This window comes from Streptomyces sp. ID05-26A, assembly GCF_033794685.1.
Taxonomy (GTDB): Bacteria; Actinomycetota; Actinomycetes; order Mycobacteriales; family Pseudonocardiaceae; genus Lentzea.
Genome location: NZ_JARAYZ010000001.1, coordinates 1,192,961 through 1,218,686, shown reverse-complemented (window position 1 = coordinate 1,218,686; position 25,726 = coordinate 1,192,961). Strand labels below are relative to the sequence as shown.

29 protein-coding genes are annotated in these 25,726 nt (G+C 69.0%); 15 read left to right on the top strand and 14 right to left on the bottom strand.

Annotation, left to right across the window (positions count from 1 at the left end):
* Positions 1-42: 42 nt before the first annotated feature.
* The 4 genes from PV646_RS05845 to aroA are packed head-to-tail and all read right to left on the bottom strand — an operon-like array spanning position 43 to position 3,312.
* Complete coding sequence (locus PV646_RS05845) at positions 43-510, bottom strand: hypothetical protein (protein WP_500340437.1); 468 nt, start codon at positions 508-510, stop codon at positions 43-45.
* The gene (locus PV646_RS05840; RefSeq protein ID WP_500340436.1) at positions 507-995 is read right to left on the bottom strand and encodes a hypothetical protein; all 489 of its coding nucleotides are present in this window, start codon (positions 993-995) and stop codon (positions 507-509) included. The genes PV646_RS05845 and PV646_RS05840 overlap by 4 nt, the downstream gene beginning before the upstream one ends.
* Before the next feature lie 28 nt (positions 996-1,023).
* Positions 1,024-2,022, bottom strand: coding sequence for a ribosome small subunit-dependent GTPase A (gene rsgA, locus PV646_RS05835; protein WP_500340435.1), 999 nt, complete (start codon positions 2,020-2,022; stop codon positions 1,024-1,026).
* A gap of 3 nt (positions 2,023-2,025) precedes the next feature.
* Entirely contained in the window at positions 2,026-3,312 is a 1,287-nt protein-coding gene (gene aroA / locus PV646_RS05830; protein WP_500340434.1) for a 3-phosphoshikimate 1-carboxyvinyltransferase, read from the bottom strand.
* Between the two features lie 67 nt (positions 3,313-3,379).
* Between aroA and PV646_RS05825 the strand changes: the two genes are divergently transcribed.
* The 4 genes from PV646_RS05825 to PV646_RS05810 all read left to right on the top strand — a co-directional run bounded on the left by PV646_RS05825 (position 3,380) and on the right by PV646_RS05810 (position 5,861).
* Complete coding sequence (locus PV646_RS05825; protein WP_500340433.1) at positions 3,380-4,069, top strand: SOS response-associated peptidase; 690 nt, start codon at positions 3,380-3,382, stop codon at positions 4,067-4,069.
* Positions 4,066-4,677, top strand: coding sequence for an alpha/beta hydrolase family protein (locus tag PV646_RS05820; protein ID WP_500340432.1), 612 nt, complete (start codon positions 4,066-4,068; stop codon positions 4,675-4,677). Before PV646_RS05825 ends, PV646_RS05820 begins: the two co-directional genes overlap by 4 nt.
* Positions 4,678-4,688: 11 nt before the next feature.
* The gene (locus PV646_RS05815) at positions 4,689-5,231 is read left to right on the top strand and encodes a DinB family protein (protein ID WP_500340431.1); all 543 of its coding nucleotides are present in this window, start codon (positions 4,689-4,691) and stop codon (positions 5,229-5,231) included.
* A 129-nt stretch (positions 5,232-5,360) separates the two neighbouring features.
* A complete protein-coding gene (locus PV646_RS05810) occupies positions 5,361-5,861 on the top strand; it encodes a hypothetical protein (RefSeq protein ID WP_500340430.1) in 501 nt (166 codons plus the stop codon).
* Here the strand turns inward: PV646_RS05810 and ybaK are convergent.
* Positions 5,858-6,334: a Cys-tRNA(Pro) deacylase gene (gene ybaK / locus PV646_RS05805; protein ID WP_500340429.1), complete on the bottom strand. Its 477-nt coding sequence runs from the start codon at positions 6,332-6,334 to the stop codon at positions 5,858-5,860. The genes PV646_RS05810 and ybaK overlap by 4 nt on opposite strands.
* 92 nt (positions 6,335-6,426) lie before the next feature.
* On the opposite strand from ybaK, the gene PV646_RS05800 reads away from it, so the two are divergent.
* Entirely contained in the window at positions 6,427-7,059 is a 633-nt protein-coding gene (locus PV646_RS05800; protein ID WP_500342277.1) for a sigma-70 family RNA polymerase sigma factor, read from the top strand.
* Positions 7,056-7,316, top strand: coding sequence for a mycothiol system anti-sigma-R factor (gene rsrA / locus PV646_RS05795; RefSeq protein WP_189154252.1), 261 nt, complete (start codon positions 7,056-7,058; stop codon positions 7,314-7,316). Before PV646_RS05800 ends, rsrA begins: the two co-directional genes overlap by 4 nt.
* Before the next feature lie 63 nt (positions 7,317-7,379).
* On the opposite strand, the gene PV646_RS05790 is transcribed toward rsrA, so the two are convergent.
* On the bottom strand, positions 7,380-7,454 hold the full coding sequence (locus PV646_RS05790; RefSeq protein WP_369809028.1) for a 50S ribosomal protein bL37: 75 nt from the start codon (positions 7,452-7,454) through the stop codon (positions 7,380-7,382).
* A gap of 53 nt (positions 7,455-7,507) precedes the next feature.
* Here PV646_RS05790 and PV646_RS05785 point away from each other — a divergent pair, with 53 nt between their 5' ends.
* On the top strand, positions 7,508-8,986 hold the full coding sequence (locus PV646_RS05785; protein WP_500342275.1) for a histidine kinase N-terminal domain-containing protein: 1,479 nt from the start codon (positions 7,508-7,510) through the stop codon (positions 8,984-8,986).
* A 163-nt stretch (positions 8,987-9,149) separates the two neighbouring features.
* On the opposite strand, the gene PV646_RS05780 is transcribed toward PV646_RS05785, so the two are convergent.
* Together PV646_RS05780 and PV646_RS05775 are read right to left on the bottom strand one after the other, a co-directional pair.
* On the bottom strand, positions 9,150-9,404 hold the full coding sequence (locus tag PV646_RS05780) for a WhiB family transcriptional regulator (protein ID WP_015104912.1): 255 nt from the start codon (positions 9,402-9,404) through the stop codon (positions 9,150-9,152).
* A gap of 247 nt (positions 9,405-9,651) precedes the next feature.
* Entirely contained in the window at positions 9,652-10,587 is a 936-nt protein-coding gene (locus PV646_RS05775) for a diacylglycerol/lipid kinase family protein (protein ID WP_500340427.1), read from the bottom strand.
* A gap of 251 nt (positions 10,588-10,838) precedes the next feature.
* On the opposite strand from PV646_RS05775, the gene PV646_RS05770 reads away from it, so the two are divergent.
* The 3 genes from PV646_RS05770 (at position 10,839) to PV646_RS05760 (ending at position 13,006) form a co-directional block, all read left to right on the top strand.
* Positions 10,839-11,258 (top strand): hypothetical protein, encoded by a 420-nt coding sequence (locus PV646_RS05770; RefSeq protein WP_500340425.1) that lies wholly within the window; start codon positions 10,839-10,841, stop codon positions 11,256-11,258.
* An 82-nt stretch (positions 11,259-11,340) separates the two neighbouring features.
* Positions 11,341-12,051 (top strand): S1 family peptidase, encoded by a 711-nt coding sequence (locus PV646_RS05765; protein WP_500340424.1) that lies wholly within the window; start codon positions 11,341-11,343, stop codon positions 12,049-12,051.
* A 154-nt stretch (positions 12,052-12,205) separates the two neighbouring features.
* A complete protein-coding gene (locus tag PV646_RS05760) occupies positions 12,206-13,006 on the top strand; it encodes an SAM-dependent methyltransferase (protein WP_500340423.1) in 801 nt (266 codons plus the stop codon).
* A 76-nt stretch (positions 13,007-13,082) separates the two neighbouring features.
* On the opposite strand, the gene PV646_RS05755 is transcribed toward PV646_RS05760, so the two are convergent.
* The 3 genes from PV646_RS05755 to PV646_RS05745 form a co-directional block, all read right to left on the bottom strand.
* Positions 13,083-13,505: a DUF5684 domain-containing protein gene (locus PV646_RS05755; protein WP_500340422.1), complete on the bottom strand. Its 423-nt coding sequence runs from the start codon at positions 13,503-13,505 to the stop codon at positions 13,083-13,085.
* 125 nt (positions 13,506-13,630) lie between these two features.
* Positions 13,631-14,104: a GNAT family N-acetyltransferase gene (locus PV646_RS05750; RefSeq protein WP_500340421.1), complete on the bottom strand. Its 474-nt coding sequence runs from the start codon at positions 14,102-14,104 to the stop codon at positions 13,631-13,633.
* Complete coding sequence (locus tag PV646_RS05745) at positions 14,104-14,700, bottom strand: histidine phosphatase family protein (RefSeq protein WP_500340420.1); 597 nt, start codon at positions 14,698-14,700, stop codon at positions 14,104-14,106. The genes PV646_RS05750 and PV646_RS05745 overlap by 1 nt, the downstream gene beginning before the upstream one ends.
* Before the next feature lie 68 nt (positions 14,701-14,768).
* On the opposite strand from PV646_RS05745, the gene PV646_RS05740 reads away from it, so the two are divergent.
* On the top strand, positions 14,769-14,930 hold the full coding sequence (locus PV646_RS05740; RefSeq protein ID WP_500340419.1) for a hypothetical protein: 162 nt from the start codon (positions 14,769-14,771) through the stop codon (positions 14,928-14,930).
* Between the two features lie 174 nt (positions 14,931-15,104).
* Positions 15,105-17,744 (top strand): alpha/beta hydrolase family protein, encoded by a 2,640-nt coding sequence (locus PV646_RS05735; protein WP_500340418.1) that lies wholly within the window; start codon positions 15,105-15,107, stop codon positions 17,742-17,744.
* Between the two features lie 87 nt (positions 17,745-17,831).
* Here the strand turns inward: PV646_RS05735 and sodN are convergent, their stop codons facing one another.
* Complete coding sequence (sodN, locus tag PV646_RS05730) at positions 17,832-18,239, bottom strand: superoxide dismutase, Ni (RefSeq protein WP_093592081.1); 408 nt, start codon at positions 18,237-18,239, stop codon at positions 17,832-17,834.
* Positions 18,240-18,336: 97 nt separating this feature from the next.
* Here sodN and PV646_RS05725 point away from each other — a divergent pair, with 97 nt between their 5' ends.
* Positions 18,337-18,618: a S24 family peptidase gene (locus tag PV646_RS05725; RefSeq protein WP_500342273.1), complete on the top strand. Its 282-nt coding sequence runs from the start codon at positions 18,337-18,339 to the stop codon at positions 18,616-18,618.
* Here PV646_RS05725 and PV646_RS05720 read toward each other — a convergent pair.
* The gene (locus PV646_RS05720) at positions 18,608-19,207 is read right to left on the bottom strand and encodes a dTDP-4-dehydrorhamnose 3,5-epimerase family protein (protein ID WP_500340417.1); all 600 of its coding nucleotides are present in this window, start codon (positions 19,205-19,207) and stop codon (positions 18,608-18,610) included. The two genes, PV646_RS05725 and PV646_RS05720, sit on opposite strands and share 11 nt — an antisense overlap.
* A 291-nt stretch (positions 19,208-19,498) precedes the next feature.
* Here PV646_RS05720 and PV646_RS05715 point away from each other — a divergent pair, with 291 nt between their 5' ends.
* Together PV646_RS05715 and PV646_RS05710 are read left to right on the top strand one after the other, a co-directional pair.
* Entirely contained in the window at positions 19,499-20,737 is a 1,239-nt protein-coding gene (locus PV646_RS05715) for an NAD(P)-dependent malic enzyme (protein WP_500340416.1), read from the top strand.
* Between the two features lie 225 nt (positions 20,738-20,962).
* Positions 20,963-24,139, top strand: a complete 3,177-nt coding sequence (locus PV646_RS05710) for a sensor domain-containing protein (protein ID WP_500340415.1) — start codon at positions 20,963-20,965, stop codon at positions 24,137-24,139.
* Here PV646_RS05710 and PV646_RS05705 read toward each other — a convergent pair.
* The gene (locus PV646_RS05705; RefSeq protein WP_500340414.1) at positions 24,101-25,651 is read right to left on the bottom strand and encodes a bis-aminopropyl spermidine synthase family protein; all 1,551 of its coding nucleotides are present in this window, start codon (positions 25,649-25,651) and stop codon (positions 24,101-24,103) included. The genes PV646_RS05710 and PV646_RS05705 overlap by 39 nt on opposite strands.
* Between the last annotated feature and the right edge of the window lie 75 nt (positions 25,652-25,726).

Here is a 25,726-nt window from a genome sequence, read left to right as displayed (position 1 = left end):
AGACAGCGCGTCAGGACGTGACGGACGCCGGTGTGAGGGCGCTCACTTCGGAAGCCGTTCGAAGGCCTTGGCCGCGAGGCCCTGGACGACCTGCCCGACGGCGTTGGGATCGGTGCCGCGCTGCGCCACCTCGAGCCGGACGAGCTGCCGTTCCCGCACCTCCAGGACGGCTTCGCACGTCACCTCGCCGGACGCCTCCGAACACCTGCGGGTCAGCGGGCGGTTGTTGCTCTCACCCTCGCCACCGGCGATCACACCGCCGTAGCCCCCGTCGGACAGCAGCTTCTGCGACTCGTCGGCGAACGCCGCTTCCGCCAGCGTCAGCTTCACGGTCAGCGAGTCGAAGTCGAAGTCGCACGCCTTGCCGGACCTGGCCGGCGTCCCGCTGAGTCCGCCCGCGTCACCGGACTGCAGCAGCGAACACGGGTCCACGTCGGCGAACGCCGGCTTGCCGTCGGTGGCCGAGCACGCGGTCAGGGCGAGGAGCAACACCGGAAGCAGTCGGATCATGAGAACAACCTTTGCATTGCCGCGACGGACCGGGTGCGGGCGACCATGCCGATGTCGTAGTTGGGCGGGGTTCGTTGCGCGGTCATCACCAGCACGCGGTCCGGCGCCAGTTCGGTGAGAACGACGCCCGTGCTCGTCGGCGGCGTCGCGTAGCTCTCGGACGTGACGCCCCACCACCCCTTGCGCCCCTCGACCGTGAGCTCGGATCCGTCGTTCACGCGGATCTTCGCCTGCTCCAGGGTCTCGTTCTCGACGCTCATCCAGACGGACTGGGCGTCGATGGTCCAACGGCAGCTCAACGGCTCGTTGAGCTGCTCCGGTGCCTTCGTGAAGGGTTTCGCGAAGTCCGACTCGACGAGCAACGTGCAGGCGTCGACCGTGGCGAGGTCGCGCAGTTTCGGGGTGGCGGGTGCGGGTGGCGGGGCAGGCGTCGAGCACGCGGTCAGCACGGCCAGCAATGCCACAGCCCCCAGGCTTCTGTTCACGGGGGAAGTGTGACTGACCTGCGCAACCTCAATCCGTGTAGTCGTCCATTCCGGCCCGGGACGCGAGCAACCGCCGCAGCGACGTCAACCGCCCCGGCGCGTCCGGCACCAGTTCGTCGAGCATGCAGCCGGGGTCCTCGGGCGACCCCAGGTGACCGCAGCCGGGCGGGCACTCCTCGGCGGCCTCGGCGAAGTCCGGGAAGGCCTTCACGATGTCGTCCGGCGTGATGTGCGCGAGGCCGAACGAACGGATGCCCGGCGTGTCCACCACCCAGCCGCCCTCGGGCAGCCGCAGCGCGACGGCCTGGGTGGAGGTGTGCCGGCCCTTGCCGACCCCCGACACCACGCCCACCGCGCGGTTCGCGTCCGGCACGAGCTTGTTGACCAAAGTGGACTTGCCGACGCCGGAGTGGCCGATCAGGCACGAGACCGTGTCCGCCAGCCGCGCGCGCAGTTCGGCGGGCTCCTCGTCGGACCTCGTCACGACCACCGGCACGGCGAGTTCGGTGTAGAGCGCGAGCAACTCGTCCGCCGAGGCGAGGTCCGACTTCGTCAGGCACAGCACCGGTTCCAGGCCGCCGGCGTACGCGGCGACCAGGCACCGGTCGATGAAACCGGTGCGCGGCGGGGGATCTGCCAGCGCCACGACCATGATGAGCTGGGAGGCGTTCGCGACCACGACCCGTTCGAACGGGTCGGTGTCGTCCGCGGTCCGGCGCAGCACCGACGACCGCTCCTCGACGCGCACGATGCGGGCCAGCGTGTCCGGCTGGCCCGAGGTGTCGCCGACGATGCCGACCTGGTCGCCGACCACCACGGGTGTGCGGCCCAGTTCGCGCGCACGCATCGCGGTGACGACGGCACCGGACTCCATCGCGCACGTCCAGCGGCCGCGGTCGACGCCGATCACCATCGCGATCTCGGCGTCGGCGTGTTCCGGCCTTATCTTGCTGCGCGGCCGCGTCCCCTTGCCGGGGCGCACGCGCACGTCGGATTCGTCGAGCTTGCGCCAGTCCCGCTTGCTCACTGTCTACGCGCCCCCGGTGAGCATGGCGTTCCACATGCCCGGGAAGTCCGGGATGGTCTTGGTCGTCGACCCGATGTCGTCGACGGACATGCCCGGCACCACCAGCCCGATGATCGCGCCCGCCGTGGCCATCCGGTGGTCGGCGTAGGCCTTCCACACCCCGCCGCGCAGGGGAGCGGGGTCGATGACCAGGCCGTCCTCGGTCTCGGTCGCGGTGCCGCCGATCGCGTTGATCTCGTTGACCAGCGCCGCGATCCGGTCGGTCTCGTGGCCGCGGATGTGCGCGACACCGCGGATGGTCGTGCGGCCCTCGGCCAGTGCCGCGAGCGCCGCGACCGTCGGCGTGAGCTCGCTCTCGTCCCGCAGGTCGATGTCCACACCGGACAACTTCGCCGGGCCGCGCACCGTCAGGCCGCGCTCCGACACCTCGACCTCGCAGCCCATGCGCTCCAGGATGCCGCGCACCGCGTCACCGGGCTGGGTCGTGGTGGACGGCCAGTGCGGGATCGTCACCTCGCCACCGGTCACCGCGGCCGCCGCGAGGAACACCGTCGCGTTCGACAGGTCCGGCTCCACGTGCCACGTGCGGGCCTTGACCACACCGGGCTCGACGCGCCAGACGTTCGGCACGCTCGTGTCCACCTCGACCCCGACGGACCGCAGCGTCTGGACCGTCATGTCGATGTGCGGCAACGAAGGCACGGGCTTGCCGTCGTGCCGGATCGTCACGCCCTTCTCGAACCGCGCGGCGGACAGCAGCAGCCCGGACACGAACTGCGACGAGCCCGACGCGTCGATCGTCACCTCGCCGCCGGGCACCGAGCCCGTGCCGTGCAACGTGAACGGCAGCGCGTCCCCGTCGACCTCGACGCCCAGCGACCGCAGCGCACCCAGCACGGTGCTCATCGGCCGCGTCCGCGCGTGCGGGTCGCCGTCGAACCGGATCTCGCCCTCGGCCAGTGCGGCGGCGGGCGGCAGGAAGCGCATGACCGTGCCGGCGAGACCGCAGTCGACGTCGGCCGGGCCGCGCAGCAGACCGGGCATGACGTCCCAGCCGCCGTCCTCGCGGTCGGTGACGCCGACACCGAGCGACGCCAGCGCGGCGGTCATCAGCACCGTGTCGCGGCTGCGCAACGGGGCGTGGACCGTGGAGGGTCCATCGGCCAGCGCCGCGAGCACCAGAACGCGGTTCGTGATCGACTTCGAGCCGGGCACCGGCACCGTCGAGTGGACTGGGCCGGACGCGCTGGGGGCTGACCAGTGCTGAGTCATGCACAGATGATCCCGCATTAGTCCCAGGACAGTTCGCACTGGTGTGCGGGACGTGGGATTATCGAGACTTCGGAGGTGATCGGTTTTGTGCGGTAGGTACGCCTCCACCAAGGACCCGGCGCTGCTGGCGGCCGAGTTCGACGCGGTGGACGGGACCGGCGACGAGGCACCGGGAGCCGATTTCAACATCGCTCCCACCAAGCACGTCATGGCCGTGGTCGAGCGCAAGCCGGAGGACGAGGAGCTGGAGCGCAGCGTCCGCGTCATGCGCTGGGGTCTCGTCCCGCACTGGGCCAAGGACCTCTCCGGCGCGGCCAAGATGATCAACGCGCGGGCCGAGACCATCATGAGCAAGCCCGCCTTCAAGCAGTCGGCGATCAAGCGGCGCTGCATCATCCCCGCCGCCGGCTGGTACGAGTGGCAGCCGGCCGAGGGCCGCAAGCAGCCGTACTTCATGACGCTCGGGGAGGACACGTCCCTGGCGATGGCGGGCATCTGGTCCGTGTGGTGGAAGGACGACGTTCCGACCGTCACGTGCGCCGTGCTCACCACGGAATCCATGGGCGCGTTGACCGAGGTGCACAACCGCATGCCGTTGCTGCTGCCGCAGGACCGCTGGTCGGAGTGGCTCGACCCGGCGTCGCTCGACCCGTCCGGCCTGCTGACCCCGGACATGTCGATCGTCGAGGCCCTTGAGTTGCGCCCCGTGTCGACCGACGTGAACAGCGTGAAGAACAACAACGCCTCCCTGATCGAACGCGCAGTGCTGTCGTGACCACGCTGGTGGTGGACACGCCGCACGGCCCCGCGAGGGCCTCACTGCACTGTGCCCACGAGCCGCGTGCGGCACTGCTCCTGGGCCACGGCGCCGGTGGCGGCGTCGAGGCCCCGGACCTCGTCGCCGCGTGCCACGCCGCGAACTCCGTCGGCGTGCACGTGGCGTTGATCGAACAGCCCTACCGCGTCGCGGGCCGGCGTGCCCCGGCCCCGGCGAACCAGCTCGACACGGCCTGGCTCGCGGTGGTCGAGGACCTGGGCGAACGCTGGTTCGACGGCCTGCCCCTGGTGTTCGGGGGCCGGTCGTCGGGCGCGCGGGTGGCCTGCCGGACGTCGGTCGAGGGTCAGGCCGTGGCGGTGCTGTGCCTGGCGTTCCCGGTGCACCCGCCGGGCAGGCCGGAGAAGTCGCGGATGTCCGAGCTCGACGGCGTCGAGGTCGCCACGCTGGTCGTGCAGGGTGAGAACGACCCGTTCGGCCAGCCCAGCCGTGCCCTCCACCGGGAAGTCGTGCTGCTCAAGGGCGACCACTCGTTGAAGGCGTCGGTCGGGGACGTCGGCCGGTCCGTCGGCGAATGGCTGGACCGGGTGCTGCGCCCGCTCGACTAACGTCGCGGCGCATGAGCGACTTCGACGAGCAGGGCCGGCCCGAACCGCCGTTGGACGGCGACGAGCTGGCCACCCTGAACGGCTTCCTGGAGTTCCAGCGCGCCACCCTCACGTGGAAAACCGCGGGCCTCACCGCTGAGCAGCTGAACCAGACGGCGGCGAAGTCGTCCATGACCCTCGGCGGCCTGATCAAGCACCTCGCGTACGTCGAGCAGCAGTGGTTCCACACGGTCCTGCACGACCGCGAGCCGCTGGAGCCGTGGGCGAGCGTCGACTGGAAGGCCGACAACGACTGGGACTGGCACTCGGCCGCCCAGGACACCCCGGAGCAGCTCCTCGCCCTCTGGCAGGCCGAGGTCGACCGCGCCCGCAAGGCCGTCGAGGAAGCGCTGGAGACCGGCGACCTGGGTCAGCTCGCGAAGCGGGCGCCGTGGAAGGACGGCCGCAAGCTGAGCCTGCGCTGGATCCTCACGCACATGGTCGAGGAGTACAGCCGTCACAACGGCCATGCCGACCTCATTCGCGAGGAGATCGACGGCCAGACGGGCGAATAGCGCTGGCCGATCGGACATCGAATCGGTCAGAATTACGACAATTTTTATCAGCAGCAACCGAATGCGAATCGAAGGCGTCACCTGAGGCGTAGGGGAAACACCAATCGAGACGTATTCGGGGAGAAGCACGTGAACAAGTTCCGCAAGGCCGCGATCGTCCTGGCCGGTGCCGCCCTCGTGACCGGCGCGGGAGCCTCCGCGGCTCTCGCCGGGCAGGCCGACAGCCCGTGGTGCACCGGCGCCGATCTTGCGATCAGCGTCCACGACATGCGCTCGCCGTCGCCCTCGACCAGCAAGGCGCACGCGATCAGGTTCGTCGCCGCGGAGGGTGCCTCCTGCCGGATCGGCGGCACCGTGAGCAACGTGCGCTTCCTCGATGCGCAGGGCAACAACATGAACGCCTCCCAGAACGGAGGTCAGCCTCCGTACACCGAGACGACGGTCGGCGACGGCCGGTATGCCGTCACCTACGTGGCATCGCAACTCCAGAGTCCGCAGATCTACCCTGCGTTCGTCCGCTTCACCCTGCCCGGCCAGGGCCGGACGGGCGACCTGGTCACCATCGCGTGGCCGGCGTCCGGTATCGGCGCGAACGTTCGGATGGGCGGCATCACGGAGCCGGTCAGTTAAGCACTGATCCTGGCGACCACCGCACTGGTGAGTCGCACCAGTTCGGCAGGCGTGATCTCGACTTCGAGGCCACGCCTGCCCGCGCTGCAGAAAATCGTCTCGAATTGCAACGCCGACTCGTCGACCACGACCGGAAGGCGTTTCTTCTGTCCGAGAGGGGAAATGCCGCCGGCGACATAACCCGTCGCACGCTCGGCGTCGGCGACGACGGCCATCTTCGCCTTCTTGCCCTTCAACGCCGCCGCGAGACCTTTCAGGTCGAGCTGGACGGTCACCGGCACGACGCCGACCGCGAGCTTGCCGTCGACCTCGGCGACGAGCGTCTTGAACACGCGCCCCGGCACGATCCCGAGTGCCTCGGCCGCCTCCAGCCCGTAGGACTCGTGGCGGGGGTCGTGCTCGTACGAGTGCAAGGTGTGCGCCACCCGCTGCTTGTCCAGCAGCGCTGTGGCGGGGGTCCCACGTCCGGCCATGCGGAATTACTACCAGCACCTCCGTTGTTACCCAGAACGTGGCAACGAACATGCTTGAGCGGTCACGCGTAAAGTCAGTCCCGACCCAGAACCTGTGGGAAGGGAGCGCGGTGCCCGCCACCGGCACGACAGAGACGACGGCGGAGCGCGCTGCGCGTTTCGAGCGCGACGCCATGCCCATGCTCGACCAGCTCTACTCGGCGGCCCTGCGCATGACGCGCAACCCGGCCGACGCCGAGGACCTGGTGCAGGAGACGTTCCTCAAGGCCTACTCGGCGTTCGCGTCCTTCTCGGAGGGCACGAACCTCAAGGCCTGGCTGTACCGGATCCTGACGAACACCTACATCAACGGCTACCGCAAGAAGCAACGCCAGCCGATCCAGCAGCCGACCGACGAGATCACGGACTGGCAGCTGGCCAAGGCGGAGAGCCACACCTCGTCCGGGCTGCGCAGCGCCGAGGTCGAGGCACTCGACAACCTGCCCGACAGCGACGTCAAGGACGCATTGCAGCGGTTGCCGGAGGAGTTCCGGATCGCGGTCTACCTCGCCGATGTCGAAGGCTTCGCGTACAAGGAGATCGCAGACATCATGGGCACCCCGATCGGCACGGTGATGTCCCGGTTGCACCGGGGTCGTCGCCAGCTCCGCGACATGCTGGCGGACGTCGCCCGCGACCGCGGTTTCCTCCGCAGCGGCAACGGCAGCAACGGAGACGCGTCATGAACTGCGGCGAACCCCACGACACCGACTGCTCCGAGGTGCTGTCCGAGGTCTGGCTGTTCCTGGACCAGGAATGCGACCAGGGCAGGCGCGCGGCACTGCAGACGCACCTCGACGAGTGCCATCCGTGCCTGGAGCAGTTCGGGCTGGAGGAGCACCTCAAGGCGCTGCTCGCCCGCAAGTGTGGCGGAGACTACGCACCCGCTGATCTGAAGGCGCGCATCCGGGCGACGATCGTGGAGATTCGCACCGAGGACTGAGAAGTCCTCCGCAAGACAAAAGGCCCTGGTCACCGTGGTGGTGGCCAGGGCCTTTCGCAGCACTCAGGCGTTGGGGCGCTTGCCTCGGTTGGCGCCGCCCTTTTTGCGGTCGCGGCGCTTGCGAGCACGCTTCGACATGGGTTTCTCCTAGGATCAGACTGCTTCAACGACCAGTTTCTCATGGAGGAGTTCTGAGCACGCTCACGGACCTTCTGGCCGAGCACACCAAGCTCTCCGGCGCCGCCGTCGACCACCTGCAGCTGGTGGTCGCGGAGTGGCAACTCCTCTCCGACCTGTCGTTCGCGGACTTCGTCATGTGGGTGCCGCTGGAGGACGACATGTTCCTCTGCGTCGCCCAGGCCCGTCCCACGACAGCGCCGACGGCCCACCCCGAGGACGTCGTCGGCAGCGAGGTGCACACCGACGAGCACCCGCAGTTGCGCCGGGCCATGGACGAGTCGCGGATCTGCCGCGAGGAGGACCCGCGCTGGCACCTGGGTGTGCCGGTGCGTCGGGAGACCATCCCGGTGCGGCTGGGCGCGCAGGTCATCGCGGTGCTGAGCCGCAGCACCAACCTGGCGGTGCCGCGCGTGCCGTCACCGTTGGAGATCTCGTACCTGGGCAGCGCGGCCGACCTGTGCCAGATGATCGCGGACGGCACGTTCCCCGCGCCCGAACCCTCACCGGACGTGCACACCAGTCCGCGCGTCGGGGACGGCCTGATCAGGCTCGACCCGTCCGGCGCGGTGGTGTTCGCCTCGCCGAACGCGCTGTCGGCCTACCACCGCATGGGGCACGCCTCGGACCTGGTCGGCGTGCACCTCGCACCGCTGACCCGCAGCCTGATCAGCGACCCGTTCGACGCCACCGAGGTCGCCCAGCGCATTCGGCAGGCGTTGGACGGTCAGCCGTCGATGCGCATCGAGGCCGAGTCACGGCGTGGTGCGGCGGTGCTGATCCGTTCCTTGCCCCTTCGGCCACGCGGGCAGGCCGCGGGCGCCATCGTGCTGTGCCGCGACGTGACCGAGGTGCGCCGTCGTGACCGTGCGTTGATGTCCAAGGACGCCACGATTCGCGAGATCCACCACCGGGTGAAGAACAACCTGCAGACCGTCGCGGCGCTGCTCAGGCTGCAGAGCCGCAGGTTGAGCAACCCGGAGGCGAAGGAGGCGCTCGCCGAGTCCGTCCGCCGTGTGACCTCCATCGCACTGGTTCACGAGACGTTGTCGATGAGCGTCGACGAGAGGGTCGACCTCGACGACGTCGTCGACAAGGTCATCCCGATGATGGGCGACGTGGCCGTCACCGAGACGCAGGTGAGCGTGCGCCGCGAGGGCGGGTTCGGCATCGTGCCGGCCGAGATCGCCACCCCGCTGGTGATGGTGCTGACCGAACTCGTGCAGAACGCGTTCGAGCACGCGTACGCCCCTGGCCAGCGCGGGGAGGTCGTCGTGCATTCCGAGCGGTCCGCGAAGTGGCTCGACGTGACGATCACCGACGACGGCAAGGGTCTTCCGCAGGGTTTCTCCCTGGAACGCACGGATCGTCTGGGTCTGCAGATCGTTCGGACCCTCGTCGATTCCGAATTGAGAGGCTCTTTGAGCTTGCGGCGACGGCCCCGAGGCGGTACTGAGGCGGTCCTGCGCGTGCCGCTCAGAGGGCGGCGCTAAACTAACGCCGTGCACACGTGACGATCAGCCTCAGCGGTCTCACGTGGTCATGCGGGAGGGTGTGCAAACAAAAGAAGAAGCCCGACACCTGGCACGGTGTCGGGCTTCTTCTTTATCAAGTTCTAAACAAGCACAGTGCTCTGCTTTGCGGCGAACAGCCTGCTCAGGCGTTGCTGCGGGCGCGCGTGCGGGCGTTGCGGCGCTTGAGGGCGCGACGCTCGTCTTCGCTCATCCCGCCCCAGACGCCGGCGTCCTGGCCGCTCTCGAGTGCCCACGCGAGGCAGTCGGAGACGACGGGGCAACGGCGGCAGACGGTCTTCGCCTCGGCGATCTGAAGCAGCGCGGGACCACTGTTCCCAACGGGGAAGAACAGCTCGGGGTCCTCGTCGCGGCAGATCGCGCGGTGGCGCCAGTCCATTGGAACTACTCCTCAGCCTAGGCGCGCACAAGGGCACGCCGGTTGTCAGCGGTCGTTTTTTGGGGTGCTTGTGAATGCTTTCACGAACGGCAGAGATGTCAAGGGGTAAGCACTGACCCGGTGAGTGAACTCACCCAAAAGATCGACAGCGTTCACCTGGGGTTTCACGCTCTGCTGTCACTCGACTGCAGTACATCGCAGGTGGGTACCGAGACGGTCACGAACCGATCACGGACTGTCAAGTTCCTTATACAGCAACAGTCAACGCGTCGGGGACCGCCCGAAACTCCACCGCGGTGGTCGTTCCGAGGAAATCTCCGTCGACCTGGAGGTTGGCGGGCTCCTCGCACTTCACTCTGACATAGCCCACGTCATCACGCCGAACGAGATTCCCGCTCTTCGGATTGCCCGTGGCCAGGACCTGGGCGATGTAGCGCCCGACGGTGGGTACCCGCAAAGTCCTCAACGCACTCAGGCCGAGGCCGCCGTCGAACGACGTGCTGGGGTTGAGCTGGATCGCCCTGTCGCCGAAGTACGTCCACGGGTCCGTGTTCGACACGAACACCATGCCGACGTCGTCGAACGGCGCCTCGTCCGGCACCTCGACGACGAAGTGCTGCGGCTTGCGCACGAGGTGCGCGTAAGCCTTGAGGGCGACCGACAGATAAAGGGCGGGACTCGCGTTGCGGCCCTTGGCGCGCTTGTGTTCCACGCCGGCGACGACATCGGCGTCGAGGCCCATGCCCGCGTTGAAGGTGAACCAGCGGCCGTCCTCGATGACGTCCGCGAAGACGCGGCCGAGCCCGATCCGGCGGGTGGTGCCGTGCTCGATGGCCTGCAGCAGGACGTGCGTGGCCTCGACGGGGTCGCGCGGAATGCCGAGCGCGCCCGCGAAGACGTTGGCCGACCCGCCGGGCACGACGCCCAGCATCGGCGTGGTGGAAGTGGGGCCGCCGCGCAGGACGCCGTTGACCACCTCGTTGACCGTGCCGTCGCCGCCGTGGGCGATCACGAGGTCGAACCCGTCCGCCGCGGCCTGGTGCGCGGCGTCCGCCGCATGACCGCGGTAGGAGGTCTCGATGACCTCCAGCTTCACGTCGCTGGCCAGTGCGTGCGCCAACACGTCACGGCCCGCCGGCGTCGTTGTAGTCGCCTGCGGGTTCACCACGAGAAGAGCGCGCACTACTTGAGAGTAAGACAGTGCGTGACCGTCCGCGGCTCGCATGTCCTCCCTCAGGGTGGCTACAGCCTCACGAAAGTGGCGCAAATCTCCCTTCCGTCATCACCGCGTTCACCTCGCAGCCGAGTGCACCCCGGACGACCGCCGGCTCGCTGAAGGCCCCTTGATCTTCCCGCGCCGGACGTGCTCGGAGAGCCCTCCAACCGGGTGGCATACGATCCGTGACCAGTACAGAACGTGAGGAAAGGTCTCCCGTGAGCACTCAGACCCAGGCGCCGCCGCGCCCGGTGCGCATCGCCTCGGCCCTCACCTTCGTGCAGGGTCTGGGCGGTATCGCGCTGGCCGTCGCCCTCGTCATCCGGGTGATCGAGGGGTCGACCCCCGCAGGCCCGATCCTCGGCGCGGCCGGTGTGCTCGTGCTCTGGTTCGGTGCCGTGCTCTTCGCGACGGTCATGTTGTTCCGCGGTCACCACGGCGCCCGCACGCCCGTGATCGTCACGCAGCTGCTGCTGCTCGGCTGCGCCTGGTACGCGTACGGGCCGTCGGAGCAGCCGTTGATCGGCTCGCTCGGTGGCATCTACTGCGTCGTGGTGCTCGTGTTCCTGTTCACGAACGACGGCCGCAAGTGGGCGATGGGCTACATCGACGAATCAGAAGTCGACAAAGCCGACTAACGGAGGGTGGTCACGGTCACACGGCCGGGTGAAGCTGTGCGTGGTTGCTTAACCACTCCCTGCACTCATGAGGTGACCAGCCATGCGTTTGACCATTGCGATCGCGGGTGCCGTCCTGGCGGCTCTCTCCCTCGCCCCTGCTGCCACGGCCGCTCCGGAGAACCCGGACATGTCGCCGATGATCATCGGCGGCAGCTACGCCCAGAACTTCCCGTACGCGGCTCGCCTGTTCTTCAACGGGCGGGAGAACTGCTCCGCCACGAAGATCGCACCTCAGTGGATCCTGACCGCTGAGCACTGCGTTTCGGGCAACGGCACGTACACGTTCCGCGCGGGCAGCCTGGACCAGACCTCCGGTGGCCAGCTGGTCACCGCGAACCGGATCATCAAGCACCCGTCGGCCGACCTCGCGCTCGCGCGGGTCTCGACGACGATGTCCGGCCCGTTCGCGCCGCTGGCCTCCAGCAACGACGGCGTGGCGACCGGCCAGACCGTGCAGCTCTACGGCTGGGGCGCCACCTGCACCAACCAGCCGGAGATCAACTGCCAGTCGCGCTACCTGAAGGTCGCGAACACGCGGGTCACGAACCCCAACGGCACCGACTACCGCGGTGGCCGTGCGATCTCCGTGTCGCGCGTCGACGGCATCGCCGCCGGTGGTGACTCGGGCGGCCCGATGTTCGGTGCCGGCAAGCAGGTCGGTGTCGCGTCCACCTCGGACCGCGCGACGCGCTCCAACTACACCCGCATCGCCACCTACCGTTCCTGGATCACCAGCAACGCGGGCGTCTGACACACAGCTTGACCAGCGGTAACCCTGCGATGGCCCTCGGCTCCGGCCGGGGGCCATCACCCTGCGTGTTCACTAATGGTGGATGGACACGAACGGAGTAGCCGGTTACCGTGCCCCCAGCGTTCGCGCCGCTCGGGAGCAGGTGAGGTGCGCAGTGCAGAACGGCCCGAAGCGGGTGACGACAACCGGCGATTCCGAGCGCCCGAACGGTGCTCGGCTGTTCGACTACTACCTCGGTGGAGCGCACAACTTCGCGGTTGACCGCGCCCTGGCCGAGGAGAGCATCGCGAAGTTCCCCGTCGCCGAGATCGCGCGCACGATCAGGTCCTTCTCCCGGCGCGTGGTGCGCCTGTGCGTCGAGGAGTACGGCATCCGCCAGTTCCTCGACCTGGGCAGCGGTATCCCGACCGCCGGCAACGTCCACGAGGTCGCCCAGTCGCTCGACCCGTCGTGCAACGTCGTCTACGTCGACAACGACGCGGTGACCGTGGCCCACGCCCGCACGATGCTGCGCGACAACCTCAGCGCCGCGATCGTGCAGTCCGACATCTGCGACGTCGGTGCCGTGCTGCGGCATCCGGAGACGCGTCGCCTCATCGACTTCACCAAGCCGACGGCCGTGCTGATGATCGGTGTCCTGCCGTACGTCACCGACGAGCCCGCCGGCGTCGTGGCGCGCTACCTATCCGCGTTGTCCGAGGGCAGCATCCTCGCGTTGACTCATCTCACGAAGGACGTGGAGCCGGAGTTCGTCGGCCAGCTGGTCGACCTCGGCGACGACATGGGGTTCGAGCTCGTGCCGCGTTCCAAGCAGGACGTGGAGGAGTTCGTCTGCGGCCTGAAGCTGCTGGAGCCCGGACTGGTGCTCGCGGCACACTGGAGGGCCGACGGCGAGGTGCCCGGTACCTCCGCCATCGCCGACGCGTCGACGTACGGCGCCGTCGGGATGGTCTGAGTTCTCCGGACACGGCAAAGGCCGGGCCTGAAGCACAGGGGTGGCTTCCGGCCCGGCCTTGACGTGTTCAGGCTTCTCAGCCCCGGTATGCACCCTGCTGCTGGCCGGCGAGGGCCGCCGGGCCGCGGTACTGCGCGCCGCCGAACGCGAGGATCGCGTAGCCGACGATGCTGAACAGCCACAGGCCGACGATGCCGAAGACGGTGTCCTTGGCGAAGGACTTCGCGATGTCGATCGACACGATCACCGCGATGATGATGTTGACGAACGGGATCAGCATCAGGACCAGCCACCAGCCCGGACGGCCGGCGATCTTCAGCCACACGTAGATGTTGTAGAACGGGATGATCGCGGCCCAGCCGGGCTGACCGGCCTTCGCGAACACCTTCCACATCGCGACGATGGCGAAGGCCAGGACGGCCAGGTAGATGATGGTGCCGACGATGCCGATGCCTGCGGCGGCGGACGGGTCGATCTCGGTTGTCGGGTCAGTGCCCACGGTCGTTCCTTCTTTCCACGCTTACTGGTGCCGGGGGATCGGCGAGCGGGGACGCTGCCAGCACCGTGGACCCGTCCAGAGTGGAATCACCGTTTCGTGAGCCTTTCGAGACCTTCCGTCAACCTTCAGCGTGCAGTGCCGAGCCTGACCAGGGCCTCGTCCGAGACGCGCATGGTCGTCCACTCGTCCATCGGTATGGCACCCAAGGACTTGTAGAACCCGATGCTGGGTTCGTTCCAGTTGAGCACCCACCACTGGAGACGGCTGTAGCCCTTCGCGACGCACTCCTGGGCAAGCGCTTCCAGCAACTGCTTCCCGAGGCCTTTGCCGCGCTGGTCCGGCGTGACGTACAGGTCTTCGAGGTAGATGCCGTGCACGCCGTCCCACGTCGAGAAGTTGAGGAACCACAACGCGATCCCGACGACCTGACCGTCCACTTCGGCCACGTGACCGAACAGCGCGGGGCTCTCGCCGAACAACGCGGTGTGCAACTGCGCCGAGGTGAGGTGGCACTGCTCCGGTGCCTTCTCGTACAGCGCCAGTTCGTAGACCAGCGCCACGACCGCGTCGACGTCACGCGGTTCCACCCGCCGGATCATCACACCTCCCAGGCAGGCACGTTGAGCCTGCGCACCTGCGGGTCGCCCCGCTCGTCGCCCAGCTGGCAGATGCCGGCCGGGTCCAGTCCGAAGTGGACGCCCTGGTCGGGCGCGAGGCCGAGCCAGGCCGCGATCAGGACGCGGCTGAAGTGCCCGTGACCCACGAGCACGACGTCGCCGCCGGGCAGGATCTTGCGCACCTCGCCGAGCACCTTCCGCGCCCGCTCCTGCACGTCCGCGTGCGACTCGCCGTTCGGGTTCGGGTGTGTCCACACCGTCCAGCCGGGCACGCGCTCGCGGATCTGCGGCGTGGTGATGCCCTCGTAGTCGCCGTAGTCCCACTCGGCCAGGTCCTCGGTCGTCACGCCGACCTCCAGCCCGGCCAGCGCGGCCGTTCTGGTGGCGCGCTGCCGCGGGCTGGTCAGCACGAGTGCGGGGGCCTGGTCCGTGCCTCTCAGCCGGGCGAGCAAGGCGCCCGCGCGGCGTGCCTGCTGCTCGCCCTCGGGCGTCAGCTCGATGTCAGTGCGTCCCGTGTGCCTGCCGCTCTCGGACCACTCGGTCTGGCCGTGACGCAGCAGGTAGAGGTGGGTGCTCACCTGTTCGATCCTAGGGAGTGACGGGGCGCACGTTTGGGGGAGTCCTCCTCTGAGGTACCCAGCGCGCCATGACCGCCGAGCATCCCGACCACGGCGCGCCCGACGAGGTCGACGCCCAGGAGATCCGCGAGGCCTTCGGGGTTCGTGTCGCACGCCTCCGGGCGGAGCTGACCTCGACGTGGAACAAGCTGAGTCAGAACGAGCGGGGTACGGACACCAGAGGGGTGTGAAAGTGCCCGCCACACCACGGGTCATGGGCCGAACGGCGTAATACTCCCGTCTGATTGTCGTTTTGAATGGCGGATTCCAGGCCGCATCACGTGCCGTGTGCTGCACGACGTCGCTAGAACGGAGTGGATCGTCCTTTTGAGGGGGACCCACTTATGCGACGTTCAATCGCGCTTTTGTTACCCGTTCTGATGGTCGCGGTACTACCGGCGCTGCCCGCGTCGGCCGCGCCGGAACCACCTTCCCCACCTGGCTGGACCGTCTCCGGAGACGAGATCCGGTGGACCACCCCAGCACCCGTGCCGCTGCTCGACGCGGGTGTGGAGTTCTGGGAGGGCGACCGGTTCCTCGGCCGTGCCCAGGAGTCGGCGAACCTGCGGAGCTTCACGTTGAAGGCCGCGCCGAAGGACCCCGCCGCGCTCCAGGTGCGGTCGGCCGGCAAGCGGCTGGACGTGCCGGAGCCTCCGGCCGCCGGTCTGTCCGTGCCCGAGTTGCCGGCGCCGCGTCCGCCGGCGGACGTGGATCCGGGCAAGCCCGGGCCGTACGCCACCACCACCGGTGAGTACGCGCTCGACCCGATCAAGCTGCCCGAGTACGCGGCGCCGATCGAGATGGAGGCCGTCGTCGTCGCGCCCAAGGGTGCACCCGGCAAACGGCCGCTCGTGCTCCTCCTGCACGGCAGGCACTTCACGTGCTATAGCAAGTCCGATCCGAACCAGATCAGGATGAACTGGCCGTGTCCCGCCGGTCTGACCGCCGTGCCGAGCCACAAGGGATATCTGAAGGCGCAGCAGTTGCTGGCGTCGCAGGGATATCTGACGGTGTCGATCTCCGCCAACGGCGTCAACGCCCAGGACGCGATGACCGCCGACGCCGGTGCGCAGGGTCGTTCGTCGCTGGTGCGCCACCACCTGGCGAAGTGGGCGGACTGGGCCTCCGGCCGGGGTGCCGTGCCCGCCGCGGTGAAGTCCGGACCGGCCGCCGACCTGTCCAAGGTGTTGCTGATGGGCCATTCCCGCGGTGGTGAGGGCGTCAACCGCGCCGCCACCGACACCCTCACCCCGCCGCCCGGTGACACCGGGTTCAGCGGTCCGGTGCGCTGGAACATCCGCGGGAACGTGCTGATCGGCCCCACGATCTTCGGCCACAACCCAGCGCCGGACGTGCCCTCGGTGACGTACCTGCCCGGCTGCGACGGTGACGTCTCGGACCTGCAGGGCCAGATCTTCGTGGACCAGACCCGCGGCCTCAGTCGCGGCGAGGCGTTGCACAGCGCCCTGTACATGATCGGCGCGAACCACAACTACTTCAACAGCGAGTGGACTCCCGGCCAGGCGGAAGCGCCGGCGTCCGACGACTTCTGGCCCGGCCAGCAGCCGGATCCGCTGTGCACGCCGGGCGCTCCGACGCGACTGACGGCGGAGCAGCAGCAGACCATGGGCGCCACCTACCTCGCGGCGTCCGCGCGGCTGTTCCTCGGCCGCGACGAGTCCGTGCTGCCGTTGCTCGACGGTTCGGGCGTCCGCGCCCCGTCCGCCGACCCGGCCCGCGTTCTCTCGCACGCCATCGGCGGTGACCGCAGGTCGTTCGTCGTGCCGGACGGTTCCACCGGTGTGTCCGGCAGTGCCCGTGTCTGCCAGCAGACCTCGCGTGACGTCACCGTCGCCTGCAGCGCCACACGTTCGCCGCACTTCGTCGGCTTCCGCGGTGCGGTGGCCCAGCCCGAACGCCTGTCGGTCGCGCTGAAGTGGACGGCCGCGGGGCAGGCCGGGGTGATCACGCCGTCCGCGCCGGTGTCGCTGAACGGTTCGCGGGACCTGGCGCTGCGCCTGGCCGTTCCGCCGAACGCGGTGGAGTCCAAGTTCGGTGTCGCTGTGACCGACCACAACGGACGCAAGCACGCGCTCGGGTCCGTCTCGGTCGCCGGTCTGCCCGGCACCGACCGGACGAGTTCGTTGTGGGCGCAGGAAGTCCGCGTGCCGCTGCCGTCCGGCATCGGCCGCGTCGCGTCGCTGGAACTGGTCCCGGAGTCCGCGTCCGGCGAGGCGTGGCTGATCGACGCCCACGGCTGGGACAAGGGGCTCGTTCCCGTGCTTCCCACGCGCCTGGGCCGTGTCGACGCCGCTGTCACGACAGTCGACGAGGGTGACTCAGGTGAGCAGACCCACAACATCGTCGTCACCGCCGGAGGCAACGGCACCCGCGTGATCCGGCTCTTCTACAACGAGCCGGGCAACAAGCCCGCCACCAAGCTCGTGACGCTGGCGCCGGGCGAGAACCGCGCGGAGATCCCGGTGACCTACACCGCCAACACCAGGTGGGGCGCCGACGTCCGCCATCCGGTCTCGGTGCAGGCGATCTCCAACGCGGTCGTGGGCTCCGCGACCGGCGGACTGCTGGTTCGCAACGACGACCCCGCACCCGAGGTGACCGTCACGCCCGTCGCCGGCAGCGTGGTGGAGGGCGGCGTCCTGAAGTGGAAGCTGACCCTGTCCGAGCCAGTGGACTCGTCGGTCTCGCTCCACGGAGCGCCGGTGGCGCCCGCCTCCGGCACCGAACTGTCCACAACGGACGTCAACGCCGACTGGCTCCTGCGGTACTCGGGAGAGGAAGCGTTGCCGTCGCGACCGCTGTCGTCGACGCAGGTCGGGATCTACGCCTTCATCCGGACGGGCGAGACCACGTTCGAGTTCGAGGTGCCGACCGCCGCGGACACCGAGGCGGAGGGTGAGGAACAGGTCAGGCTGAAGTTCGAGGGCCTGTCGCCCACCGGCATCGGCTTCGAGGTGATCGGCAAGGTCACCGACGCGGCCTGACGGGTCGTGGTCGGCGCCTGAAACGCCGAACGGCGCCGCTCCCTGCCCGGGGGAGCGGCGCCGTTCGACGAGAAGGCCAGGAAGGGCTCAGCCCTGCTTGGTCTCCCAGAAGATCTTGTCGATCTGCGCGATCAGGTCGAGCAGCGCCTGACCCGAGGCCGGGTCCATGGACGCCTTCGTGCCGCCCGCACCCGCGGCCTTGGTGGCGCGGTTGAACAGGTCGTGCAGCTCGGGGTACTTCTCGAAGTGCGGCGGCTTGAAGTAGTCCGTCCACAGCACCCACAGGTGGTGCTTGACGAGCTCGCTGCGCTGCTCCTTGATCAGGATGGCGCGCTCCCGGAACTCCGGGTCCTCGTTGGCCTGGTACTTCTCCTGGACCGCCTTGACCGACTCGGCCTCGATGCGGGCCTGCGCGGGGTCGTAGACGCCGCACGGCAGGTCGCAGTGCGCGGTGGCTTCGACGCGCGGGCGGAGAATGCGCGACACGAGTCGCATCGTTCCTCCCAGAAATGAAAAAACAGTGGATGCTCCGACGAGGAGAACCTTACTCCGGCTAACCGAAGGGTGATCGTTGAGACCGCGTCTCTCCACCGTGCTCGTGCGGGGGCCGTCGATGGCCCCTGCCCTTCGCAACGACGACATCGTGCTGGTCAGGTGGGGTGCGAAGCCCAAGCCCCACGACGTCGTGCTGGTGAAATGGGCGAGCAGGCCGGGACAGCTCTCGATCAAACGTGTCTCTCATCAAGTGGACGGGGGGTGGCACGTCGTGGGAGACAACCCGTTCGCGAGCACGGACTCCGAACACCTCGGACCTGCGGAGGTGCTCGGAGTCGTCAAAGCTCGACTATGGCCGAGGCCTGGTTTCAGGCTTTGAGGGACGCGTACAGGGCCAGGCAGTCCTCGTAGCGCGGCAGGACGCCGGCCTCGTGGGCCTCGGCGAGGGTCGGGGCGGCGGTGTCCTTCTCCGACAACAGGAACTCGAGCTCGCGCGGCCACGGGAGGTCGAGTGCCGGGTCGAGTGGCGTGAGGCCGTGTTCGCCGGTCGGGTTGTAGACGGTGGAGCAGAGGTAGTTCATGGTCGTGTCGTCTTCCAGCGCGATCATCGCGTGGCCGAGGCCCTCGGCGAGGTAGACCGCGTTGCACTTCGTGGAGTTCACCAGCACGGCGTCCCACTGCCCGAACGTGGGGGAGCCGACGCGGATGTCCACGATCACGTCGATGAACGAGCCGCGCGGGCAGAAGACGTACTTCGCCTGGGACGGCGGCACGTCCGCGTAGTGGATGCCGCGGATCGCCCCCGCGCGGGAGACGCTGTGGTTGGTCTGGGCGACCCTCAGCGGGTGCCCGACCGCCTCGGTGAAGGCGGCCTCCTGGTACGGCGAGACGAACACGCCGCGGTCGTCGGGAAAAGTCCGAGGGGTGAACTCGAACGCGCCTTCAATTTTCAGCGAACTCGCCTGCATGCCGTCACTCTAAGGCGTCAATCTTTCTTGACCGATCGGGTGCTTCCTGCCAGCGGAAACTGACCGGTCGGTGCAGAAAACCGGACGGACGTCTTGCTACATGCCCTCTGACCTGCGGAAAAAGTGTGATCCCCGCCGCAGACAGCGACGCGGGACCCTGCCACACTTCCCGAACCCGCAACACTCGGGCGACTCTCCGACGCAACTCGTCGGAGGGCATCGACCGAGTTTCCAGGCCCCGTGCACCCGGCGTGACAACGCTGGGCCGGTGCGCCGTTTGGTGATGAGCCCATGTCTGGGCCACTACGCCGCCCGCACCGCAGGAGGGACGCCGTGACAGCAGTGAACGAAGCCCGTATCGAGAACTCCGATCCGACGCAGTTGACGGACGAGGAGATCTTCAACGCGCACCTGGGCGGGAAGCTCGAGGTCGGCGCGACCGCCTCGCTCGCTGACCCGAAGGCGCTGTCCATCGCGTACACCCCTGGTGTCGCACGAGTGAGCAAGGCCATCGCCGAGGACCCCTCGCTGGCCGCCAGGTACACGTGGGCGCACCGCCTCGTCGCCGTCGTCAGCGACGGCACCGCGGTGCTCGGTCTCGGCGACATCGGCCCGAGCGCGTCGCTGCCCGTCATGGAGGGCAAGTCCGCGCTGTTCAAGACGTTCGGCGGCCTCGACTCCATCCCGCTCGTGCTCAACACGACGGACGTGGACGAGATCGTCGAGACGCTCGTCCGGCTCCGCCCGTCGTTCGGCGCGGTGAACCTGGAGGACGTCTCCGCCCCGCGCTGCTTCGAACTGGAGCAGAAGCTGATCGAGGCGCTCGACTGCCCGGTCATGCACGACGACCAGCACGGCACGGCCGTCGTGTCGCTGGCGGCGCTCAACGGTGCGAACACGGTCCTCGGCAAGAGCATCGCCGACCAGCGGGTGGTCATCTCCGGTGCGGGCGCCGCGGGCATCGCGATCGCCAAGATCCTCCTCGCCGCCGGTGCCGGCGACATCACGCTGCTCGACTCGCGCGGGATCGTCCGCACGGGCCGGGCCGGTCTCAACCCGGTCAAGGAGGAGATCGCGGCGGTCACCAACCGGACGAACCTCGACGGCGGCATCGACGTGGCGCTGCGGGGTGCGGACGTCTTCATCGGCGTCTCGTCGTCCAAGGTCTCCGAGGACCTGATCGCGAGCATGGCGCCCGGCTCGATCGTCTTCGCGCTGTCGAACCCGGACCCCGAGGTGCACCCGGAGGTCGCCGCCCGGCACGCCGCGATCGTGGCGACCGGACGCAGCGACTTCCCGAACCAGATCAACAACGTGCTCGCGTTCCCCGGCATTTTCCGCGGGGCTCTCGACGCGGGTGCGCGACGGATCACGGAAGGCATGAAACTCGCCGCCGCGGATGCCATTCTCGCGGTCGCGAAGGATGATTTGGGCCCAGATCGAATTGTGCCCTCGGCATTGGATCCGCGCGTCGGACCCGAGGTCGCAGCGGCTGTGGCCGTTGCGGCGAAGGCCGACGGAGTCGCCTGATCGCACCCTTGTATTCGCCACTCATTTGCATCTCCACGGAGACCGGAACCACGAACGTGGCTTTTCGTTAACCCGTGCAGGGGTGGGCGATGACGCTCTGAAGCGCTACCGTCCCTCTCCTCGGGTGTTCACCCGAGGAGAGGGTTCGTGTTTGCCGCCGTTCGGGTGCCGTTGTCGTGCCCACCCGAATTGCCGCGGGCGGTGAATGCGGGAGAGGGTGGGTCGGTGCCCAAGTGGGTGGGACGCGCGACAGTGGTGAACGGCCGGGCACGGACGGCTGCTTCGGCGAACGGGAAACCTCCGATGACGCTGGACGGCCTGACCCTGCCCGACGCGCCGTCGTTGCTCGTCGACGCCAAGGGTGTCGTCATGCAGGCGAACCCCGCCGCCGTGGACCTCGCGAACGCGCAGGGAGCCGACGACCTGGTCGGCCACGCGCTCGGTGAGCTGCTCCTCGGCAACTCCGCCGACCTGCGGTTGCTGCGCGCGGACGGCACCGAACTGCCGGTGCGCGTCGCCCGGCACGCCGTTCCCGGCACGGGCCTGCAGGCCGTTCTGCTGATCGACGTCTCCGACCTGGCCGCCGCCGCGGACGCGCTGCGCGACGAGCAGCGCCGCCTGCGCAAGGTGCAGCGGGTCGCGAACCTGGGCTCCTGGGAGTTCGACCCCGGCACCGGATTGACCGTCTGGTCGGACACGCACTACGAGCTCCTCGGCCTCGACCGCGGCTCCGTCGTGCCGGGCGCGCAGGCCGTTCTCGACGTCGTGCACCCGGACGACTTCCACATGGTCGAGACGTACTGGCACGGTCGCGAGATCACCGGCGACCCGATCGACATCGAGTACCGGATCGTCCGCCCGGACGGCCAGCTGCGGTGGATCCGCGGCGTCGCCGAGGCGAGGCTGGACGACGCCGGCGCCCTGGACAAGATCACCGGCTACATCCGCGACATCACCGAGGCCAAGCGCGCGGCCACCGAGCTCGCCCAGGAACGGGCGCGGCTGCTCGAGGCGCAGCGCATCGCCCGCATCGGCAGCTGGGCGTACGAGACGGGCACGCGGGCCGTGCACCGCAGCGAAGTGCTGATGGAGATGTACGCCGAGCTGGGCATGCACCCGGACGACGACCTGCTCAGCGGCGTGCACCCGGAGGACCGCGAGGCCGTCAAGTCTCTCCGGCACTCGTTGCTGCACGCGAGCGACGGCGAACCGGTCGAGGTCGAGGTCCGCAGCGAGGTCGGCGAGCGCGTCTACATGTGCCGGGCCCGCGCGGAGATCTCGCCGTCCGGCCGCATCGAGCGCTACCACGGCACCATCCAGGACGTCACCGAAGCGCGTGCGCTCGAACGTCAGATGCGCGAGGACCGCCGAAGACTCGCCGACGCGCAGCAGGCCGCACGCCTGGGCATGTGGGAGTGGAACCCGGCGACCGGCGACGTCGTGTGGTCGGACATGCTGCGCGAGCTCTTCGGCCTGCCCGCCGAACTCCCCGGCAGCTACCAGGCCTACCTCGACCTGGTGCACCCCGAGGACCGCGGCTGGGTCGACGACACGTGCCGCCAGCTGGTGGTGGACGAGATCGCCTCGCAGTTCGAGCACCGCGTGGTGCGCCGCGACGGCTCGACGCGCATCTTCCGGTGCCACGGCATGATCGTCCACGGCCCGCACGGCAGGCACCTCGCCGTCGGCACCGCCCAGGACGTCACCGAACAGCGTGCCGCCGAAGCGCGCATGAAGCGTTCCTCGCAGCGCTTCACCGACCTCGTGTCCGTGACGCCGGTGGGCATCGGCCTGTTCGACGAGGGCGAGCGCCTGGTCGACGCGAACGACGCGTTGTGCGACCTGCTCGGCATGGAACTGGAGCAGCTGCGCGGCATGACCGCCGAGCAGCTCACCCACCCCGAGGACACGTCGCCGGGCCTGCAGTGGGCCGCCGAGCGCACGCAGAAGATCCCGCAGCGCATCCTCGTCCGCCCGGACGGCGAGAAGGTCTACTGCGAACTGCACATCGCGCTGTCCGTGCAGGACGACGGCCGCCGCTTCTGGCTGATCGTGTTCCTCGACATCACCGAACGCCGCCGCGCCGCCGAGGCGTTGCGCCACCAGGCCACCCACGACGAGCTGACCGGCCTCCCGAACCGCGCGCTGGTCAAGGAGATCCTCGGCAAGGCGCTGGAGGGCCCGGACCGCGCGAAGGTCGCCGTCCTCTTCTGCGACATCGACAACTTCAAGCGCGTCAACGACTCCCTCGGCCACGACGCGGGCGACGAGCTGCTCGTGGCACTGGCGCGACGGCTGGAGGGCGGCCTGCCCGACGGCTGCACCGCCGCCCGCCTGTCCGGTGACGAGTACGTGATCATCTCCGAGGACATCGACTCGGTCGGCGGTGTGGACGCCCTGGCCACCCGCGTCGCCTCGTTGCTCAGGACCGCCGTTCCGGTGCACGGCCAGCTCGTCCGGGTCTCGGCGTCGATCGGCGCCGCCGTCCCGAACGGCTCGCGCGCCAACGGTGCCGACCTGCTCCGGTTCGCCGACGCCGCGATGTTCGAGGCGAAGCGGGCCGGCGCCGGACGCGTGTCGCTGGCGTCGGCGGCGTTGATCGCGTCCGCGGACCGCCAGGTGCACCTCGAAGGCCAGCTCCGCGAGGCCCTGCAGAACGACGGCCTGGCGCTGCACTACCAGCCCGTCGTCGGAGTCGACGGCGCCGTGCTGACCGCCGAGGCCCTCGTCCGCTGGCCGCACCCCGATCGCGGACTGCTGCCGCCGGACGTGTTCCTGCCGGTCGCCGAGCAGGGCGACCTGATGCGCGAACTCGACCGCTGGGTGCTGCGGACGGCGCTGAAGGAGGCCTCGACCTGGCCCGCGCCCGACGGCCGTCCGGTGTCCGTCGCCGTGAACCTCGCGGGCCTGGTGCCGGGTGATCCGGAGTTCGTCGACATCGTGTCGACCGCGATCATGGAATCCGGTGTCCCGTGGGAACGCGTGGTGCTGGAGCTGGTCGAGACGGCGTTCGTCGACCTGCCCTCGCGCGTCCGCCAGTCGATGGACGAACTGGTGAAGCGCGGCGTCCAGTTCGCCGTCGACGACTTCGGCACCGGCTACTCGTCACTCGCGCGCCTGAAGGACCTGCCCGCCCAGATCATCAAGGTGGACCGGCGCTTCGTTTCGGGCGTGGGCAACGACTCCTCGGACTTCGCCGTCGCCCGCGCCGTCGTGGACATGGCGCGGGCGATGGGCCGCAAGTGCGTCGCGGAGGGCGTGGAGACCGCCACCCAGTTCCACGTCCTGCGCGGGGTCGGCGTGGACGCGTACCAGGGCTGGTTGTTCTCGCGTCCGGTGCCGCCCAAGGAGTTCCGCGCGGTGCTAGCTCTCGGGCCGCTCCACATACCCCGCGCTGGCTGAGATCTCGCGGAGCAGCGCCGCGATCCGGTGCTTGGGCAGGTCGATCAACCTCAGGTCCAGGTCCTCCTGCGACACCGAGGCGTTGTCGACGATCTCCGCGGCCTGGCGCTTGGTCAGCACGCCCTGCGCCGCGGTGATCAACGCTTCGCGCCAGACGTTGCGCAGCTTGCCGTGCGCCTTCATCAGCACCTCGCGGACCGTGCGTTCGCCCAGCGACAACGATCCGGCGAGGACCTGGTCGGCAACGACGATCGTCGTCTTGCCGTCCGGGTTGTTGCGCAGGAACTTCAACTTGAACCGGGTCTGCACCAGTTCCTGCAGTTCCTTCTGCCCGGCCTCGGACGACACCGCGGGATGGTTGTTCGGCACCAGGCACGCCAGCCGGGCGGGAGACGAGGCGAGGAGGGTCCGCAGCAGCCACGGCCCGGGGTCCGCCGAGAGATCCACGGCGAGTGAGGCCGCGCCCTTCCCGACGGGCTCGGCCCAGCCGGCGGCACGGGGCTTCGGCGGCGGCGAGGACTCCGGCCGCGGCGCCAGTTCCGACAGGGCGGACAAAGCCTCCTGCGACGGGCCGGACGACTCCACGGACTGCGCGCCGTGCGTGTAGATCCGCGTGCCACCGGCGACCGCGCGGCGACCCGTCGGCCGGCACACGTAGAGGTCGGCGGCGGACCCGATGGCCTGCGCGCCGTCGAAGCGGTGGAACGCGGGCAGGATCGCCTCGAACACCAGCCCGAGCTTCTGCAGTTCCTGCTGCACCTTCAGGCCGAGCGCGGGCGTGCGGTCGGAGAAGCCGTACGCGAGCAGCAGCCGGCCGGAAGCGATGTCCTCCAACGCCTCGATGGCGCGGCCGGCGAACAGGCCCATGCCCTCGGCGCTGTACGGCGGGTCGCTGAAGACCAGGTCCACGGACTCCAGAACGGCCTGGGGCAGACCGAAACGCATGTCGCAGTGCAACGTCCGGATGTCGAGCCCGCGTGCCTGAGCGCGTGAGTCGATGAACTCCAGCAGGCGCTCGTCGAGGTCCACGACCGTGATCGACACGGTCGGGTTGACGGCGGCGACGGCCAGCGACGTGAGGTCGTGGTCACCGAGACACAGCAACCGCTTGCCCGCCAGGTCGTACGCCGAGTCCAGCCACACCGCGCGGTTGAGAGCGGTCTCCGCCGTCGCCTGCACGTGGTCCAACGAGGACAACGGCTGCGGCACGTCCGCGATGTCCACGAGGATCTGCCGCAGCACGTCGGTGTGGTCGCGCACACCCGAAACACCGAACTCCGCGCGGTAGGCGCCGACCAGCCCGGGAGCGATGCGGTAACGATCGCCTGAAGATTCGGCGTCGTCGCCCAGCGCCTTGAGCAGGTCCTGCACGGTGCGGCGTGGCACGGCGGGCAGGCGCACGAGTTCTGCCAGCGGGTGCCAGTCCTCACTGAGCAGGGACAACACCTCGCGGATTTTGCGGGCGTGCACGCCGCGTTCCGCCACCAACTGCCGGACCTGATCGATCGTCACAAGCGCTAAACCATACGGCCCGTCACATAGTGGAACGTTGTGCCGGGGTACGCCGAACGAGTTAAGGTCTTTGGG

Coding starts and splice junctions, on each gene's coding strand:
- PV646_RS05845 (WP_500340437.1), bottom strand. CDS start 510: ATGATCCGACTGCTTCCGGTGTTGCTCCTCGCCCTGACCGCGTGCTCG.
- aroA (WP_500340434.1), bottom strand. CDS start 3,312: ATGCGGGATCATCTGTGCATGACTCAGCACTGGTCAGCCCCCAGCGCG.
- PV646_RS05815 (WP_500340431.1), top strand. CDS start 4,689: ATGAGCGACTTCGACGAGCAGGGCCGGCCCGAACCGCCGTTGGACGGC.
- ybaK (WP_500340429.1), bottom strand. CDS start 6,334: ATGGCCGGACGTGGGACCCCCGCCACAGCGCTGCTGGACAAGCAGCGG.
- rsrA (WP_189154252.1), top strand. CDS start 7,056: ATGAACTGCGGCGAACCCCACGACACCGACTGCTCCGAGGTGCTGTCC.
- PV646_RS05780 (WP_015104912.1), bottom strand. CDS start 9,404: ATGGACTGGCGCCACCGCGCGATCTGCCGCGACGAGGACCCCGAGCTG.
- PV646_RS05765 (WP_500340424.1), top strand. CDS start 11,341: ATGCGTTTGACCATTGCGATCGCGGGTGCCGTCCTGGCGGCTCTCTCC.
- PV646_RS05750 (WP_500340421.1), bottom strand. CDS start 14,104: ATGATCCGGCGGGTGGAACCGCGTGACGTCGACGCGGTCGTGGCGCTG.
- PV646_RS05740 (WP_500340419.1), top strand. CDS start 14,769: ATGACCGCCGAGCATCCCGACCACGGCGCGCCCGACGAGGTCGACGCC.
- sodN (WP_093592081.1), bottom strand. CDS start 18,239: ATGCGACTCGTGTCGCGCATTCTCCGCCCGCGCGTCGAAGCCACCGCG.
- PV646_RS05720 (WP_500340417.1), bottom strand. CDS start 19,207: ATGCAGGCGAGTTCGCTGAAAATTGAAGGCGCGTTCGAGTTCACCCCT.
- PV646_RS05715 (WP_500340416.1), top strand. CDS start 19,499: ATGTCTGGGCCACTACGCCGCCCGCACCGCAGGAGGGACGCCGTGACA.